This window comes from Treponema sp. UBA753 (assembly GCF_002297325.1).
Taxonomy (GTDB): domain Bacteria; phylum Spirochaetota; class Spirochaetia; order Treponematales; family Treponemataceae; genus Treponema_D.
In genome coordinates, this window is sequence record NZ_DBKJ01000042.1 from 44,544 (window position 1) to 61,090 (window position 16,547).

The 16,547-nt window shown below is 35.9% G+C and carries 11 protein-coding genes; 5 read left to right on the forward strand and 6 right to left on the reverse strand.

Features of this window, described 5'->3' with window-relative positions; genetic code table 11:
* Positions 1-35: 35 nt before the first annotated feature.
* On the forward strand, positions 36-944 hold the full coding sequence (locus B4C08_RS03400) for a hypothetical protein (protein WP_296662877.1): 909 nt from the start codon (positions 36-38) through the stop codon (positions 942-944).
* The gene (locus tag B4C08_RS03405; protein WP_296662881.1) at positions 945-1,736 is read left to right on the forward strand and encodes a type I phosphomannose isomerase catalytic subunit; all 792 of its coding nucleotides are present in this window, start codon (positions 945-947) and stop codon (positions 1,734-1,736) included.
* A gap of 24 nt (positions 1,737-1,760) precedes the next feature.
* Here B4C08_RS03405 and B4C08_RS03410 read toward each other — a convergent pair whose 3' ends face one another.
* From B4C08_RS03410 to tmk, 6 genes are read right to left on the reverse strand one after another with little or no spacing between them, the layout of a single operon-like run.
* Entirely contained in the window at positions 1,761-2,699 is a 939-nt protein-coding gene (locus B4C08_RS03410; RefSeq protein ID WP_296662883.1) for a hypothetical protein, read from the reverse strand.
* A complete protein-coding gene (locus tag B4C08_RS03415; protein ID WP_296662886.1) occupies positions 2,696-5,269 on the reverse strand; it encodes a homocysteine S-methyltransferase family protein in 2,574 nt (857 codons plus the stop codon). Before B4C08_RS03415 ends, B4C08_RS03410 begins: the two co-directional genes overlap by 4 nt.
* Positions 5,270-5,284: 15 nt before the next feature.
* Positions 5,285-6,157 carry a methylenetetrahydrofolate reductase [NAD(P)H] gene (gene metF, locus B4C08_RS03420; protein ID WP_296662890.1) on the reverse strand — a complete coding sequence of 291 codons (873 nt, stop codon included), beginning with the start codon at positions 6,155-6,157 and terminating at the stop codon, positions 5,285-5,287.
* A gap of 21 nt (positions 6,158-6,178) precedes the next feature.
* The gene (locus B4C08_RS03425) at positions 6,179-7,627 is read right to left on the reverse strand and encodes an NFACT family protein (protein WP_296662893.1); all 1,449 of its coding nucleotides are present in this window, start codon (positions 7,625-7,627) and stop codon (positions 6,179-6,181) included.
* A 52-nt stretch (positions 7,628-7,679) separates the two neighbouring features.
* On the reverse strand, positions 7,680-8,309 hold the full coding sequence (locus B4C08_RS03430) for a hypothetical protein (RefSeq protein WP_374041745.1): 630 nt from the start codon (positions 8,307-8,309) through the stop codon (positions 7,680-7,682).
* A gap of 32 nt (positions 8,310-8,341) precedes the next feature.
* Positions 8,342-8,986, reverse strand: a complete 645-nt coding sequence (gene tmk, locus B4C08_RS03435) for a dTMP kinase (protein ID WP_296662895.1) — start codon at positions 8,984-8,986, stop codon at positions 8,342-8,344.
* Positions 8,987-9,062: 76 nt separating this feature from the next.
* Here tmk and B4C08_RS03440 point away from each other — a divergent pair, with 76 nt between their 5' ends.
* From B4C08_RS03440 to B4C08_RS03450, 3 genes are read left to right on the forward strand one after another with little or no spacing between them, the layout of a single operon-like run.
* On the forward strand, positions 9,063-13,466 hold the full coding sequence (locus B4C08_RS03440) for a translocation/assembly module TamB domain-containing protein (protein WP_296662897.1): 4,404 nt from the start codon (positions 9,063-9,065) through the stop codon (positions 13,464-13,466).
* Positions 13,467-13,487: 21 nt separating this feature from the next.
* The gene (gene bamA / locus B4C08_RS03445; protein WP_296662900.1) at positions 13,488-15,965 is read left to right on the forward strand and encodes an outer membrane protein assembly factor BamA; all 2,478 of its coding nucleotides are present in this window, start codon (positions 13,488-13,490) and stop codon (positions 15,963-15,965) included.
* Between the two features lie 37 nt (positions 15,966-16,002).
* Positions 16,003-16,536, forward strand: a complete 534-nt coding sequence (locus B4C08_RS03450; protein ID WP_295796113.1) for an OmpH family outer membrane protein — start codon at positions 16,003-16,005, stop codon at positions 16,534-16,536.
* Positions 16,537-16,547 lie beyond the last annotated feature (11 nt).

Sequence of the window (16,547 nt, forward strand, 5' to 3'; positions counted from 1 at the left end):
AAAACTAAAAAATTAATTTAACGGGAGAATGAGAAATGAAACCTGTATTGTTGGTTCTTGCAGCTGGAATGGGAAGTCGTTACGGTGGAGTTAAGCAGATTGATTCTGTAGGTCAGCATGGCGAGTGTCTTTTGGACTTTGCGACTTTTGACGCTAAAAAGAGCGGCTTTGGAAAAGTTGTATTTGTAATCCGTCCTGATATTGAAAAAGATTTTAGGGAACGTCTTTTTGACAGAGTTGCCCGCAACTTTGATGCTGAGTATGTTTTTCAGACACATGATTCTCTTTTGACTGCTGGCGAGGCGGAAAAATCTTCTGCGCGCACAAAGCCTTGGGGAACAATTCATGCTGTTCTTTGCGCTGAAGAAAAAATAAATGCTCCGTTTGCTGTAATAAATAGCGATGATTATTATGGCAGAGAGGCGTTTGCAACTTTGGGAAAATATCTTGGGGGTATAAGCCCTGATTCTCCTGAGCACGCAATGGTTGGCTATGTTCTTGGAAACACTATGAGCAAAAGCGGTTCTGTTAGCCGTGGAGTTTGTTCTGTAAAGGACGGCTATCTTGAGTCAATTGTTGAAAATACGAAAATCAGCTACAAAGGCGATGGAATTATAAGTGAGCTTGACGGCAAGGAAATTCCATTCACAGGAAAAGAATGGGTAAGCATGAATTTCTTTGGGTTCAGTTTAAAGGCGTTTGAGCGGTTCCATAAGTATTGGGATGATTTTAAAGCTTCTTCAATTGACGAGCTTAAGGCGGAAGCTTTACTGCCTGTTGCTGCTAGCGACATCGTAAAGAACGGTGAAGGCAGTATAAAATTCTTTACTTCCTCTGAAAAGTGGTTTGGAATGACTTATCCAGAAGACCGTGAGATTGTAAAGCAGGAAATTGCAAAGAAAATTAAAGACGGATATTATCCTGCAAAACTTTGGGAGAATTAAATGAAAAAACTGAACGCTATAAAGTCTGAAAAAATTTGGGGCTACGAAAACTGGATTGCTTCTACTCATAAAAATGGATTCCAAAAGGATTTCTTTGAAATGTGCGGCGGCGATTATCCTCTTTTGGTAAAAGTTATTCAAGCCGACAAGACTTTGAGCGTTCAGGTTCACCCTGATGATGAAAAAGCTGCTCTTTATGAACATTGCCGTGGAAAAACTGAATGCTGGTATGTTCTTTCAGCAAAAGAAGATACAGAACTTGTCTACGGACTGAATGGAGTCTATAACGCGAGTGAGCTTAGAAAGGCTATTGAAGCGAATTCTTTGCAGGATTGTCTGCGCTATGAAAAAGTTAAGGCTGGAGATTTTATTTATATTCCGGCTGGTACTGTCCATGCAATCTGCGGTGGTTTGCGTCTTTTGGAAGTTCAGCAGTCAAGCGATATTACTTACCGATTGTACGACTGGGGACGCGGAAGAGAGTGTCATGTAGAAAAAGGAATTGCCTGCATAAAAGACAGCAGCGTAAGAAAAATTGCGCCTTTTCCAGGTTCCTTTTCTTGTCCGTATTTTTCTCTTGAAGAAATCAATGTTGAAGATTTTTATTCTTCAAAAATAGAAAATGCTTGCGGCAAAAAAAATCCCCATGATATAGTTCTTGGCTTTGTAATTGAAGGAAGCGGAACTGTAAACGGACTTCCTGCAAATGCGGAAGATATTTTTGCATTTGAGCCTGGAGAATCCGTTGAAATAAAAGGTCATTTAAATCTTATGAAAATTTCTGCAAAGTAGCTTATTAATTTTTACATTTTGATTTTATGTTTGACTTTGATAATTTTTCAGCCACTCTTTAAGCGGAACTGTCCATTCATTGGAATGCTGGCTTTTCTCTATTAAATTTTTGTACATTTCCTTTATGTAACTTGTGATTTCTTTTGAATCGGATTTTTCAATATAAATAGAATTTTTGAACATCGAATCAATAAAATCAATAGACATTTCTTCTGTTAAAAGTTCTGGCGCAGTTTTTGTTACCATATATATTGCTGCTGAAATACAGTTTACGCTATGCTGCTTCATGTATAAGACTGATTCAGCAATTTCTATTCCGTGAGTGTAAAGCTCACTGTTCCACTGTTCTTTTTCTGGTTCTGTAAATTCTTCACGCTCAAAAAGCATTTTATAAAATCCGATTGTAAGAACGACTATTGCAATATGCAGGCTTGGCACGCAAAGATAATGCGGATCCCAAAACTGAATGCCTTTGGATGCTTTTGTTGTTGGCTTTGGGCGCACTGTCGTTGTGAGGCAGTGTGAATAAATTTTATACGCTTCCTTGTAAATCATAATCATGTACTGGACATATTCTGCGCTGAGCTTGATTCCTTCAAAACTTCCGTAGCGTTTCATTGTCATGCACATAGGACGAATCCAGTAATTTACAAAGTCAAGGTAGCATTGTGCGAATTCTGGTTTGAATGGAATTTTTGAATCCAGTTTATGGTCTACTCTTTTTACTGGAATGTGTATTATATGGAATTTTTCAAGATACTGAACTATAAAGAATTTTTGTATTACGTTTAAAATAAAAACTGCAAAATACTTAAGACCTGTCCAGTGAAAAGTGAACATCGCATAAGCATACAGAACGTTAAAACTTTTTAAAGTTCTTCCTAGTGTCTTTTTGATTTTCTTTTGCTCTGGCTTTTTAGCGTTTTTAATTTTGAATTTGTATTTTAGATTTTTCTTTTTCATTTTCCAAAAACTTCCTTTGCAGCTGATACAGTTTCCATTGCGTCCTTTGCATAGAAGTCAGCTCCGATTTTTTTTGCATAGTCTGGTGTTAAAACTGCGCCGCCTACTACAATTTTGCATTCCAAATTATTTTCTTTTAACGCTTTATGAAGCTGGTTTATTGTTTCTTCCATATTAGCGACCGTTGTAGTCATTAGCGCACTTAAACCTACAAGCCGGATTTTGTTTTCTATAACTGTTTTTACAACTGTTTCTGCCGGAACATTTTTTCCTAGGTCGATTACTTTGTATCCATAATTTTCAAGCATTGCCTTGACAATGTTTTTTCCAATATCATGAATATCTCCAAAGACAGTTGCAATTGCTATAGTTCCTTTTTCTTCTTGTTCTTTTCCTGAAGCTGCAAGCGTTTCTTTTATTTTAAGAAATGAATTGCCCACAGTTTCTGCACTAAGCAAAAGCTGCGGAAGAAATTTTTTTCCAATTTCAAAGTCTTTTCCTACGTTGTCAAGAGCTGGAACTATGCAGTTATCGATTATTTTTACAGGGGCATTTTTTTCAAGAAGCCTTGCAGTTGCATCTGCCGCCTTATCCTTGAAACCTTTTTCAATTATCTGAATAAGCTCTTTTTCTTCCGTGTTTTTTTCTGTATTGCTAGTTTCAGTTAAAGTGTTTTTTTTTTCTCCTTCTTTTTGGGGAGATGCGATTGGCGTTCCGTTTATCTGAATGGAAATTGTTCCGTCATTAACTGCATCCAAGATAATTTTCTGCCGGAATTTTTCAGTTGTAGAATCAATAGTTCCTGTGTAAGTCTGAATGTAGTCAAGGCAGTTTTCATCAAAGCAGCCAAGTGCTCTGTAAGCTCTATATGTGTCCATCATAGGAGTGCTTGCAGGATTTATAATTGCTGCGCTAAGTCCTGCTTCAAGTGCAAGCATAAAAAATCTTGAATTAATAATATCTCTTCTTGGAAGTCCAAATGAAATATTAGAAACTCCAAGCACAAACTGGATTCCTTCTTTTCCGAATTTCGCTTTTAAGATTCTGATTGCTTTTACAGTTTCAAGTGATGCCTTCTGTTCTGAGCTTACAGTCAGTGTGAGTGTGTCAATAAAAATATCTCTTATGGGGATTTCGTATTTAGCGGCTTCATGAATTATTTTTTCAGCGACTTTTACTCTTCCTTCCGCAGTCGGGGAAATTCCGTCCTCGTCTATGCAAAGTGCGACAACAGCTCCGCCGTAATGTTTTATTAGAGGAAAAACTTTGTCCATGACTTCTTGCTTGCCGTTGACGCTGTTTACAAGAGCTTTTCCGTTGTAATATCGCAATGCGTATTCCAGAACATCACTTTCGCTTGAATCAATTTGCAGCGGCGTATTGAAAACTTTTTGAACTGACTTTACAGCTTGAAGCATCATTTCTTTTTCGTTTATGCCAGGAAGTCCAACGTTTACATCAAGAATGTGCGCACCTGAATTTATCTGGCTGTCTGCTTCATCAATTATAAACTGCATATCGTTATTTTGAAGCGCTTCCTTGCATTTCTTTTTTCCAGTTGGATTTATGCGCTCACCGATAATTACAGGACCTACTGTTCCACCAGCTTGAACGGTTTTGTTGTAAGAACAGATAAATGACTGGAATTTTTCTTTGCTTGCCTTCAGTTTTTTTTCTGAAAGTTTTTCTGCCATTGTTTTTATATGGTCTGGGGTTGTTCCGCAGCAGCCTCCAAAAATTGAAACTCCAGAGTCAAGAATTTTTTCTTGCGCGTTTGAAAATTCTTCTGGAGTTACTTTGAACACATCTTTTCCATTTATGACTTCTGGAAGTCCTGCGTTTGGCTGAGAAAGAACTGGAATGTGCGAATATTTGCAGAATTGATTTGCAATCTCAATGTCTTCTTCAAGGCTTCCTCCGCAATTAAAACCAAGAACATCAACGTGCAAAGATTCAAGATAAGTTACGCACGTAAGAACGTCTGCTCCTGTTAAGGTTCTGAAGTTAGACTGGAACGTCATTGTTGTTATAACTGGAAGCTTTGTGTTTTCTTTGATTGCAAGGACTGCGGCTTTTACTTCATAAAGGTCGCTCATCGTTTCGATTATTGCAAGGTCTGCGCCTGATTTTTCTGCGGCAATTGCAGCAGCCTTATATGAATTGTATGCTTCATCAAATGTAAGAGGTCCGTTTGGCTCAAGTAGTTTTCCAATCTGTCCTGAATCCCATGCGGTAAAGCAGATTGTGTTTTCATTTTGCTTTTTGCATTCAGCGATTGCTTCTTTTACGAGAGCAATTCCTTTTTCAATAAATTCTTGTGCTGAATGAGATGCATTCTCAAGCTTGATAGGATTTGCTCCGAATGTGTTTGTTGTGCAAATGTTGCTTCCGGCCATTATATATTTTTTGTGAATTTCTTTTATTGCTTCTGGATTATAAAAATTCAAGTCTTCCGGAATAGAGTAGGAAAGACCTGGAATTTTTTGAATCATTGTTCCCATTCCGCCGTCAAAGAAAATGGGTTCACGTTTTTGCATTTTATTAAATAGGAAATTTTTAAATTCGCTCAAGACAAACTCCTTTTGTTAGCTGTTTGTTGCGGAAATAATTTTATCAACGTTTTTGTAAATTTCTTGAGCAACAGAAGGCTTGTTCATTGTGTAAATATGAATGCCCCTTACTCCGTTTGAAATAAGGTCTATAATCTGGTCTGTTGCATAGGCAATTCCGGCCTGGCGCATTGCCTCTGGATTTTCAGAAAAGCGGTCGCAAATTGAAAGGAGTTTTGCTGGAATATATGCGGATGAAAGTTTTACCATTTTTGAAACTTGATTGCTGTTTGTAATCGGCATAATTCCTGCAAAAACCGGGACATGAATTCCTTTTGACTGGATTTGGTAAAGATAGCTGTAGAGCATATTGTTGTCAAAAAACATTTGTGTTGTAAGAAAGTCAACGCCAGCATCTATTTTGTATTTTAAGTTGTCTATATCTTCTTGCCTGTTATGGCTTTCTGGGTGTCCTTCTGGGTAGCAGGCTCCTCCAACACAAAAGCCTTCGTCCTTTAAAATCTTTGCAAGAACATTTGCATGCTCAAGTTCCTTGCTTAGTGGATTTGAAATTCCTTGCGGAATATCTCCGCGCAACGCAAGAACATTTTCAATTTTGTTTTTCTTCATTTGAGAAATTATGTTTTTAGCTTCGTCAATTGTATTTCCAACGCAAGTAAGGTGCGCAAGAACTGGTGTTCCAAATGATAAAATCTTAGAGGCTATTTCAACTGTGTTTTCTCTTGTTGTTCCTCCAGCTCCATAAGTTACGCTTATAAAATCAGGATTTAGGTTGCAAAGTTCTTTTGCCGCATTGACTGTGTTTTCAAAATTAGCTTGTTGTTTTGGTGGAAAAACTTCAAATGATAGAAGCGTCTTTTTTTGTTCAAGAATTTTAGATATTGTCATTTGTTTCCTCGGTTTTCTATTCTATAGAATTGCGCTTGCCTTTTCAATTTCATCAAGACGTTTTAATTTTTCATCATCGATTTTTATAAACAAGTTTTTTTCCTGAGTTGGAAGTACAAGCCCTTTTTGCCCGTTTTTTGCACGACGTAAAAATTTTACTTGGGTATAGTATAAGTCTGCCTGTTTGTTTTTTCTTGCTTTTGAATGGTAGACTGCAAGGTTTCCTGCGTAAAGAAGAATTTCAAGTGGAATGGTTTTATTTTTCTGTGCTTTTATAAAAACATATCCGCCGGCATAATCTCTTGTATGCAGCCACATATCTTGGCCTTTTACAGTGTGTCTTAAAAGATCGTCATTCTCAGAAGAATTTCTTCCAACGATTATTGTCCAACCGTCAATTTCATAGTGAAGTCCTGGATGTTTTTTTTGAATCTGCTGTTTTGGCTTTGTGTCATGTCTAAGAAGCTGCTCGATTTTTAAAGTGTTTTTTTCTGAAATTATCCGGTTGTATTCTTCGTCTAGCGAAGCAATTGTTTTTTTTGAAAGTTCAATGTCATTCTCAAGAGACTCTGTTCCAGATACGGCTTTTTTATATTGCTCATAGTAAGACGCGGCATTTTCCTGTGGACTTAGTTTTTCGTTCAGCCTGATGTGAATTTGTTCGCCTGTGTTGTAGTCCGTGCAATCCAAGTAAGAGCCTTTTATTTGACTTGCGAACGAAAGAATTAAGTCTCCTATGTGTTTTAGTTTTTCTGCATTTTCAAATTCTGTTTTTTTTTCTATAAGATGCTGAAGCGCATTTTCCATTTTGCTTCTTTTTACATTGTACCATTTTTCAGCTTGAATAAGGAGATTTTCTCTTGAAAGTTTTCCAGCGCATTCTGTGTAATATAGATTGATTTTTTCATTGAACGAAAGATTTTCTTTGCCTTTGAAAAAATCGTTATCATTAAATGTTCTTATAGAAAATTTTTGAAGTGAAAGTTCTTTTTCTTCTTCAGTTGGAATTTTTTCTTGCGGAACAAAAACTCCGCCAGTGACTTCGCCTTTTGCTGGTCGGCGGTACAAGCAGTCAAGGATTTTTCCATTTTCATCTGTTACGATAATGTTTGCCGCGTTTGACCAAAGCCTGGCATAAATAAAAAGCCTGTCTTTCCAGGTTGAAACATCGAATTTTACAATTCTGTCAAGTCCTAGCTGTTTGCATGAATTGACTCTCATTCCTTGAACACGTGATTTTAAAAACTCATTGAATCTTAAAGGCTTTTCATTTTTTGGAGGCTTTGAATTTGTTTTGTTTATTCTGCATGATTGTGGCGATGTGCAAATTACAATATTGCAAGGCTCTGTTTTTCCGACAATTTTAAATGAAACTGTGTCGTATCCCGGTTGGATTATTTCTTGTATAAAAGAACCTTCAATGTTGAGTTCACTCAGTATTAAATTTATTTCATTGCAGTTTAAAGACATTTGCAAGAGTATATCAGATTTAAAATGGATAGTGAATTGGTATTTAAAAAAGCTAGTAGCTTTTCTTTTCCATTGATTTTAAATTATCTATAACTTTGTTAAGTCTTTTTAGCTCTCGATCCAAAGTTTTTTTATAATCCAAAGATCCTGAATTTATTCGTTCCCTTTCATCTTCCCAATTTTGCAATCCTGTCAAGAATAAAAATTTGAATTTTCCAACGTTTGCTTTTTCAGCCCAAAGAGATGCTTCCTGCCAGTAAATGTATCCTGTTTCATAGCAAGTTTTTGCTTTTTCAAGATTGCGCAAATATTCATCTTTCCAAGGAGCATCGTAAAAATATGCGACGTTTTTATCGTAAATTCGTCCAAGCCGCAAGTGCTGTTCTATTAATTTTAAATTTAAGTGCATTTGAAAAAGATAACGATATTTTTCCCATTGAAGTTCATTTTCAATTTTTGTGTATGCATAAAGCGGATTACAAAAATCTGCTTTAACTGCTTTTTCTAGCCAGTAAATATTTTCTATGCAGTCATCTGGTTGCTGCTGATAATGAACGTGGTAAAGCTTGTAAAAATCTTCTTTGTATTTAACCATATAAGCGCTGGTTTTCTCTGCTGAAAAAAGAAGCGCGATGAGAAACAAAAATAAAATCTTGGTTGCTTTAAAAAAAGACTTTTTCACCTTTTGAATATCGGAAAAAATGCCTGTTGTTTTTAGAATATTTTGCAAATTGAATTTATTTCTTTTTCAATTTTCTGGCTGATTTTTTCCTTGTCAAGTGTTGCGTCTATGCGGACTATTTTCATTCCTTTTCCGATTTTTGTTCCGTTGTATTCCGCAAGAACTTTTTCATACTCTTCTTTTGTCTTTTTTAAGAAATCTATTTTTTCATAAATTTCTTTTTGCCCTCTTGATGAAATTCTTTTTAGTGAAAGTTCAGGCTCGATGTCAAAAAAGAATAGAAGCCGCGGCAATGGAAAAAATTTATTAAGTGTCCGTGGAATTTTTGGAGAGCAATCTATACTTTGATATGCAAGGCTTGAAAATAGATAACGGTCGCTCACAACGATTTTTCCTTTTTCACAGGCTGATTTTATTCCTGTGATTAGTTTGTTTTCTTCTATTATAAGGTTTCCATTTATGTGCTCGTTTCTGTCTGCTGCAAAAATATATGCGGCAGTTTCGTTTGTAACCTGAATTTCGCCTTTTAGCATTTTGCGAAGAAATTTTCCAGTTTCTGATGATGTTGGCTCTGCTGTAAATAAAAATTCTGGAGATTTTGATTTTAAAATTTCAAGCTGAGTAGTTGTTCCTGCTCCGTCAATTCCCTCGAATACAATAAAATTTTCTAAGACCATATTAAACAGCTCCGTTGCCTAAATTCGGGCATTTCCTCAAATAATTTTTTCTGTTAAAATAGAAAAGAGATTTTTTATGAAATCTAAAGTGTTAAAGACAAGCATTGGCATTCTTATTTTTCTCTTGATAGCTGCGTCTTTTGTTGCTGCGATGAAACCTGTTTATAGCAAAGTTGACGGAGCAATCAGAAGTTATGAGAAAAAAGTTGTGCTGGAACTTGAAAAAAATACTGGCATGAAAATTTCATACAAATCTTTGTCTCCGTCCATTTTATCAAAAATCTGCATAAAAGGTATAGAGGTTTTGGATTCAAAAAGCGGACAGCAAATTATTTTTGTAAATAAAATTTATATTCATTTCAGCTTGTCCAAAATTTTAAAAGGTGATTTTGAAAATGCGTTTGAAAAACTTTTGCTAAAAGACGCTTCTGTTAATATTAAAAGCAAAAAATCTTCTGCAAAAATTGTTTCTGAAGAGAAAAATAATTCAGATGAAATTTCTTTTGAGAAAATTGAATCCTTGGTTAAAAAAATTGCTTTTGTTCTTCCTTTTGATGTTCAGGTAAAAAATTTTAAATTAAGTTTTACTGCGGAAAATAAAATTTTTTCTCTGGCAGTAAAGAATTTTTATTTTGGAAAGAACGAAACTGCTGTTGATGCTTGGTTAAAATCCGAAGGAAATTTTTTATTCTATTCTGGAGAAAAAAGTTTTGGCGCGACTTTTGGATTGAACGGAAGAATTTTAAATTCTATTTCTGGAAGTTCCTGCACTGTAAAACTTGACAATTATTCTAAGGCCGAAGTTTCTCTTAGGAAAGTTGAATTTCTTGCGGCTTATAAAAGTCCTAAGATTGAAATATTTTCTGTGCGCGAAGTTTTTCCTTTTTCCGCAATGTTTTCCTTTGATGTTAGCTCAAAAAAAATCTTAGCAAAGCTGAAGTCAAATTCTTTTGATCCGCTTAAAGTTGTTAGAACTCATAAACTTCACTCCGTTGTAAATTTTTTTAAAGGAACTATTTTTTCAACCGATTCAGAATTTTTATTTGATTTAAATTCTTTAAAATATAATTGGAAGTCAAAAACTTTTTTTTCCTTGCCAAAACGCTTTTCAAAAGGAACGCAGACTTTGAATGTTGAAGCTTCAGGAAACAATACTGATATAAACATAAAAAAAATTTCTGCAACTGGCGGAATCGTGCAAGGAACATTTGAAGGTTCTTTTTATATTCCAAAACTCCAACCTTCTGGATATTTAAATCTTGAGCATTACGCATTTTTTAATGGGAATAAAATTTCTGCTGAGATTTTTTTTGAGCCGCGAAAAAATAAAGGTTTTGATTTTTTTATTCCGCAATTGTATTTTGGAGATTATAGCTGCTTCACGGCTTTTCAAGGATATTCATCGCTTGGAATGTCTATTGAGCTTGCAATTGAAGCTAGCGATTATTCTCATCTTGAGTATGGTGAGCCTGGCAGAATAAATGCGAGCGGAAGTCTTCAGCTTGGAAAAAATATGTACTTGCAAGCTTCTGCTGAATTGAAAAATTTCTTTGTTGAAACAGGTGTTAAGACTGGGGCTTTTTTTACAGAAAAAAATGGAAAGAATGTTTTAGACAACGTTGTTAAAATTTCCGAGCCGTATATTTCAAATATTGAAGCTTATTTTGCAACAGATTTTAAAGATTACAATTACAATTCACCGCTTGCAATTTTTGCTAACACAAAAAAAGACAAAGAAGTTTTGCTTTTATCTGTTGATGGAACAGGCGGAAAAACTGGAACTTCTGTTCAAGTAAGTAAAGCTGATTTGATTTATGGAAAAAATTCATTGAGCGTATCTGGCGGACTTGATGTGGAGTTTCCAAAGCATCAGATGACATTTTCTTCAGATTTTAGTTTTAATTCGATTCCTTATGCGTTTAACGGACTTTTTGTTTTTGGAGACTGGCTGAACATTTCTGGGGACTACGGACTTGATGTCGCTGTTGACTTTAAGAATTTTATAGACGGTTCTTTGCGTTTTAAAGATTTGCCGGTTTCTGTAAATGATTTTACAGTTGCATTTTCTTTGGATTCAAATTTTTCTGTTTTGTCAAAAGATGACTGGAACTTTTTTATTGAAAATTTTTCTGCTTCTGAACTTTCTGGAAGATTCCGTTTGAAGCCAGAAATTGCTATAAAAGGCGAGGTGAATGAAAAAAGTTTCCTTGCTTCTAGCGTTATTTACAAAGATTCTTTTGCGCAGTTGGAAGGCGAAGGATATGCTTTCTGGAATATAAATGAAAAAACTTTTGACAGCTCAACTTTGTCGGTTCACCTGAAGGATCCAAAAAGTTCTGAAAAAATTTCTTTTCAGGCTGAGCTTACAAATCCTATGAAAGAAAGTTTTTCAATGGATAATTTAAAACGTGACTTTTATTTTTCAGCAGGTGCAAAAGTTGATTCGTTTCCTTTTAGCCGTTTCCTTTTGAGGCAAAACGAAAGCAATGTTTTAAATGCGGAATTGTCTGCAAGCGGTACTTTTGAAAATCCTTATTTGTCTGCAAAATTAATAGACTCTTCTGTTCTGCTTGGCGGTTCGAATTTAACGGTATCGGCAGAGGCTTCTTTAATAGAAAATATTTTTACAATTTCAGGCGCGGATGTTTCATGGAAGAATTTTCAGATAGATTCAGTTTCTTCAAATGTTGACTTTGAAACTTTTTCTGGAACTGCTTCATTAAAAGCTAAAGCTCATCTTGGAGAAAAGAAAATTGAATCGGGAATAGAACTTGCGCTTTCAAATCTTTCTGAAAATCCAGAAGGCTTTTTCCCGGAAGCCTATTCAGTTGAAACAACTTTTGCTTCTGTTGAAAGCGAGCTTATTACAGATTTTGTTCCATTTAAGTTTTCTGTAATCCGCTCTCCAGGAAGATTCGATGTTGTTACTGATGAAAATCTCGGTGCATTTGGAGAAATTCTTGATGATGGAAAAATCAATTTTTCTGTTGGCAAAGACAAGCCTTTTCATTTTGATTTGAATGGAAGTGTAAAAAAGCAAATTGTTGATCTTGACTTTGAAAATATATTTTGGGACGTTTCAAGATGCGCCCGCATTTTTAATACGAAACTTTTTTCTATTTATTCAGCAATTGTTGAAGGAAATTTAAATTTGTCTGGTGTCATAACAGATCCTGATATGGACGGACGGTTTGTTGTTTCAGATGTTGACTTTAATCTACCTCAGTTTGTTCCAGAGCATTTTACAACTGACGAAATGAATGTGGATTTTTCGCAGGAAGAAATTTCAATTCCAGAAACAAACTTTAAAATCAAAGACGGAATTCTTGCGACAAATGCGGTTGTTTCCTTGGACAGATGGTCGCTTGGAACTCTTGAGTTGAATCTTGCAACTTTGGAGGACGAGGATATTCCGATTGACTCAAAGGTTTCATACTTTAGAATAAAAGGCTACACTTCTGTAGATGCTTCTCTTGTTATGGAAGATCGCTCTGTAAGTTTGAATGGTTCTGTTGGTTTGCGGAATGCTGAGCTCTCAGTTTCCATGAATGCCTCTGACTTTACTCAAAAGAAAAAGCCCGCTGCGTCAAATGACATTGACTTTTCAATAAACTTGGATTTGATGATTGGAAAAAAAGTTCAGATTGCGATAAATCCATTGGTTAGAAGCCTTGTTGCTCCATCAACTCCGATTTCTGTAAATGCCGATACTGCGACTGGACTTTGGGGAATAAAGGGTGATATTGTTTTGCGCGGAGGGGAAGTTTCATATTTAAGCCGAAACTTTTATCTTAAGCAAGGTCAGCTTATTTTGGATGAAACTCAGAATAAATTTGATCCTGTTATAACTGTGCGCGCGGAAACTCGTGAGCACGACACAAACGGCGACCCTGTTACAATTACACTTTCCGCAGTCTCGCAAAATATTTCAAGGTTCAATGCGGTTCTTTCTTCGAGTCCTGCAAAATCTGAAAATGAAATTATGGAAATTTTGGGACAGATTGCTTCAGGCGATGCGTCTTCTGTCGGAAACTTTCTCGTTGCAGCAGGCGACTATGGAGTTCAGGTTACGCTTCTTAGAAAAATTGAAAGTGCATTGCGTGATTTGAGTAATTTTGATATATTTTCTGTCAGAACCACTATCCTGCAGAATTCAATTATGCAGGGACTTAATATGAACAGAGCTTCAGATAATAATTCTATAATTGGTAACTTATTTGACAATTCGACTGTTTATATTGGTAAATACTTCGGCGATGACATTTATGCTGATGCTTTGCTGCATTGGACTTATGACAAGACTAAAGTTGATTCTGGCGGAACTTCTGGCAGCGGTCTTGTTTTTCAGCCGGAAATCGGTTTGGAATTTGAAGCGCCTTTTGCCAACATAAGATGGAATTTTGCTCCTGACTTGGGCGAACTCCAGCAATCGTGGACACAGGCAACTTCTATTACACTGTCATGGCGTGTATCATTCTAACTATATAGAGGATTTTATTTTATGCGCGTTAAGAACACTTTTTTTGTGTTTGCTGTTTTTTGTGTTGTGGCTATTTTTTCTGCTGCTCCTGTTTTTTCTCAGACAGATTCGGAAGATTGGTTTTACGGAAAGCCTATAAAAAATATAGTTTTTGATAATTTAAAAAATGTAAAGCAAAGCGACTTGGACGGCGTTACAAGCAGTTTTATAAGCAAGCCGTTTTCTGATGATTTAATCAGCGAGCTTTATGACAGAGTTTTTTCCCTTGAATATTTTGACGATGTTGAAATCAAAGCTGCAAAAAATACCGACAACGGCAAAACCGTAAATCTTATATTGAGTGTTGTTGAGCGTCCTGTCGTTATAAAATTAAATTTTGATGGAAACAGATATATTCATGATGCTGATTTAAAGTCAAAAATTTCTTTAAAGGCAAAGGACATTTTTGTAGAAAGCAAAGTTCTTGAAGATGAAAGGGCTATTAGAAATTATTACATTGAAAAAGGCTATACTAAAATTTCTGTGGAATCTTCTTTTGAAATGCGCGACGACGGGGCTTATGTTACTTTTAAAATCAGAGAAGGCCGCCAGACTGTTGTAAAAAGCATTGGCTTTGCAGGAAATCAAGTTGTTTCCTCAAAAACTCTAAAAGGAAAGATTTCATTAAAAGAAGCCGGACTTTTTAAGAAAGGTTCATTTCAGGAATCATCTTTGTCTGCGGATTCTAGGGCGATTGTTGCTTATTATCAGAACCGCGGATATGCAGATGCAAAGGTTGTAAATATTGATCAAAAAACTTCGTACAATGAAAAAAAGAACCGCGAGGAAATAGAAATAACTTTTGAGATTCAGGAAGGAATTCAGTACAACTTCGGCGGAATTACTTTTGACGGAAACCATGTTTTTACAACTGAAGAACTTGAAAATCTCGTTACCCTGAAGACCGGAGCGGTTTACAACGAGACAAAATTTCAAGAAACAAGAATGAATATCCAGAACTTGTATTATGAAAACGGCTACACTTCAAACAGATTTGCAACTGATATAAACAAAGATGCGGAATCCAAAGTTATTTCATATACAATAAGAATTCAGGAAAATCCGCGTAGCCACATTGAAAATATTCTTATAAAAGGAAATGAAAAAACAAAGGATTTTGTTATCCGCCGTGAAATTCCGATTGAAGAAGGCGATATTTTTTCAAATGCAAAAATTTCAAACGGAATGCGAAACCTTTACAACCTTCAATATTTTTCTGCTGTTTCCCCGGAAGTTCTTCAAGGCTCAGAAGAAAATCTTGTTGACATTGTTTTCACCGTGGAAGAGCAGAGCACAACCTCACTTGACTTTGGATTTACGTTCAGTGGAGTTTCAGATCCTGGAGAAATTCCGATTGCGCTTACTGCAAGAATTCAGGATTCTAATATTTTTGGTGAAGGAAAACTTGCTTCTGTTGGAACAACGCTTTCTACAAATGAACAGTCTGTTTCTGTAAGCTACGGTCAGAACTGGCTTTTCAATAAACCTATAAGCACAAACGTTTCACTTAGTTATTCTCATTCAAATAATTACGCGCTAAGAGACAAGATGCTTCCAAGCGGCGACATTGACAATGATTACTATTATATGCAGTATGAGCAGAATCAGTTTAGCCTTGGACTTTCTTTAGGACACCGTTGGACTCCGAACTTTGCGATTCTTACACTTTCTGGCGGTGTTACGAGCAGTCTTATTAATAATCTTTACGATGATTCACTTTGGATTCCTTATGATACTTCAATAAGCCAGTATTCTGATAACTGGGAACCGCGTAATTCTATCTGGACTTCATTTTCTATGGACGGAAGAAATATTTCATGGGATCCTTCAAGCGGATGGTTTGCAAGCCAGCGTCTTTCTTGGTATGGACTTATGCACGAAGGATTTTTGCCTTTTGCACCTGACTGGGGAGAAACGGAATTCTATTTGCGCACAGACACAAAGGCTGAAAAATATTTCACTCTTGTAAATAAACCAATAACAGATTCTTGGGCATTAAAGCTTGTCCTTATGGGATATTCTGGACTTTCGTTCCAGTTCTCGGCTTTGGATTCAACAATAAAAAAGAACAACCAGCTTTATATAGACGGAATGTTCAATGGACGCGGCTGGACAATTTATAATTCAGACAAGGGCCGTGGAAAAGCTTTGTGGTGCAACTCTCTTGAGCTTAGAATGCCTGTAATTCCAGGAATTTTCTCTCTTGACCTTTGGGGTGATGCAGTTGCAATTACAGACGAGCCTTATCAGTTCTTTAATTTAAAAGAAGAAGACTGGTATTTTAGTTTTGGTCCGAGTTTTAGATTTTCTATTCAGCAGTTTCCTTTGCGCTTGCTGTTTGCCAACACATTTAAAATCAAGGACGGTTCTCCTGTGTTTACTGACCAGGACGCAGATGGAGATTACAACTGGAGTAAGAACTGGCATTTTGTTCTTTCATTCAGCATGACAAATCGCTAGTATTTATGGTGGAAATTTAAAATTAATTGGAGTTTTTATGAAAGTTTTTTTTACAAAAAGAATTGCTGTTTTTGTTTTGCTCGGAATCTTTTCGGCGGCATTTTCGTTTGCGCAGCAGATTACAAAATTCGCTGTTGTTGATACTTCAAAAGTTTATCAGGCGTATTTTAGAAATTCCGCTCCTGTAAGAAATTATGAAAATAAAAAAGAAGAATTTAAAAGAGAAATTGACCGCCTTGTTGCAGAGCTTCAGCGTTTGAATGATCAGAAAATAGAATTTGAGCGCAAAGGCAATGACACGGAAGCTATGAAAATTGAAGCGCAGATTACAAAGAAATCAGATTTTATAAATGAATATACAAATGCAAAAAACACTGAGCTTGAGTCCTTAAAAAAATCGCTTCAGGAAAACAACAGTTTTTATAAAAAACTTTATGATACACTTGCGCGTGTTGCAGAAACTGGCGGCTACAGCATGATTTTGAATCTTCAGGAATCAAATTCAATTTTGTGGTACAGTTCTTCTGTTGATATTACAGATCAAGTTATTTCGCAACTTGGGCTTATGTGATTTTATAAAAA

Excerpts from the sequence above, each read along its gene's own strand:
- B4C08_RS03400 (WP_296662877.1), top strand. The coding sequence starts at position 36 with ATGAAACCTGTATTGTTGGTTCTTGCAGCTGGAATGGGAAGTCGTTAC.
- B4C08_RS03405 (WP_296662881.1), top strand. The coding sequence starts at position 945 with ATGAAAAAACTGAACGCTATAAAGTCTGAAAAAATTTGGGGCTACGAA.
- B4C08_RS03410 (WP_296662883.1), bottom strand. The coding sequence starts at position 2,699 with ATGAAAAAGAAAAATCTAAAATACAAATTCAAAATTAAAAACGCTAAA.
- metF (WP_296662890.1), bottom strand. The coding sequence starts at position 6,157 with ATGACAATATCTAAAATTCTTGAACAAAAAAAGACGCTTCTATCATTT.
- B4C08_RS03425 (WP_296662893.1), bottom strand. The coding sequence starts at position 7,627 with ATGTCTTTAAACTGCAATGAAATAAATTTAATACTGAGTGAACTCAAC.
- tmk (WP_296662895.1), bottom strand. The coding sequence starts at position 8,986 with ATGGTCTTAGAAAATTTTATTGTATTCGAGGGAATTGACGGAGCAGGA.
- B4C08_RS03440 (WP_296662897.1), top strand. The coding sequence starts at position 9,063 with ATGAAATCTAAAGTGTTAAAGACAAGCATTGGCATTCTTATTTTTCTC.
- bamA (WP_296662900.1), top strand. The coding sequence starts at position 13,488 with ATGCGCGTTAAGAACACTTTTTTTGTGTTTGCTGTTTTTTGTGTTGTG.
- B4C08_RS03450 (WP_295796113.1), top strand. The coding sequence starts at position 16,003 with ATGAAAGTTTTTTTTACAAAAAGAATTGCTGTTTTTGTTTTGCTCGGA.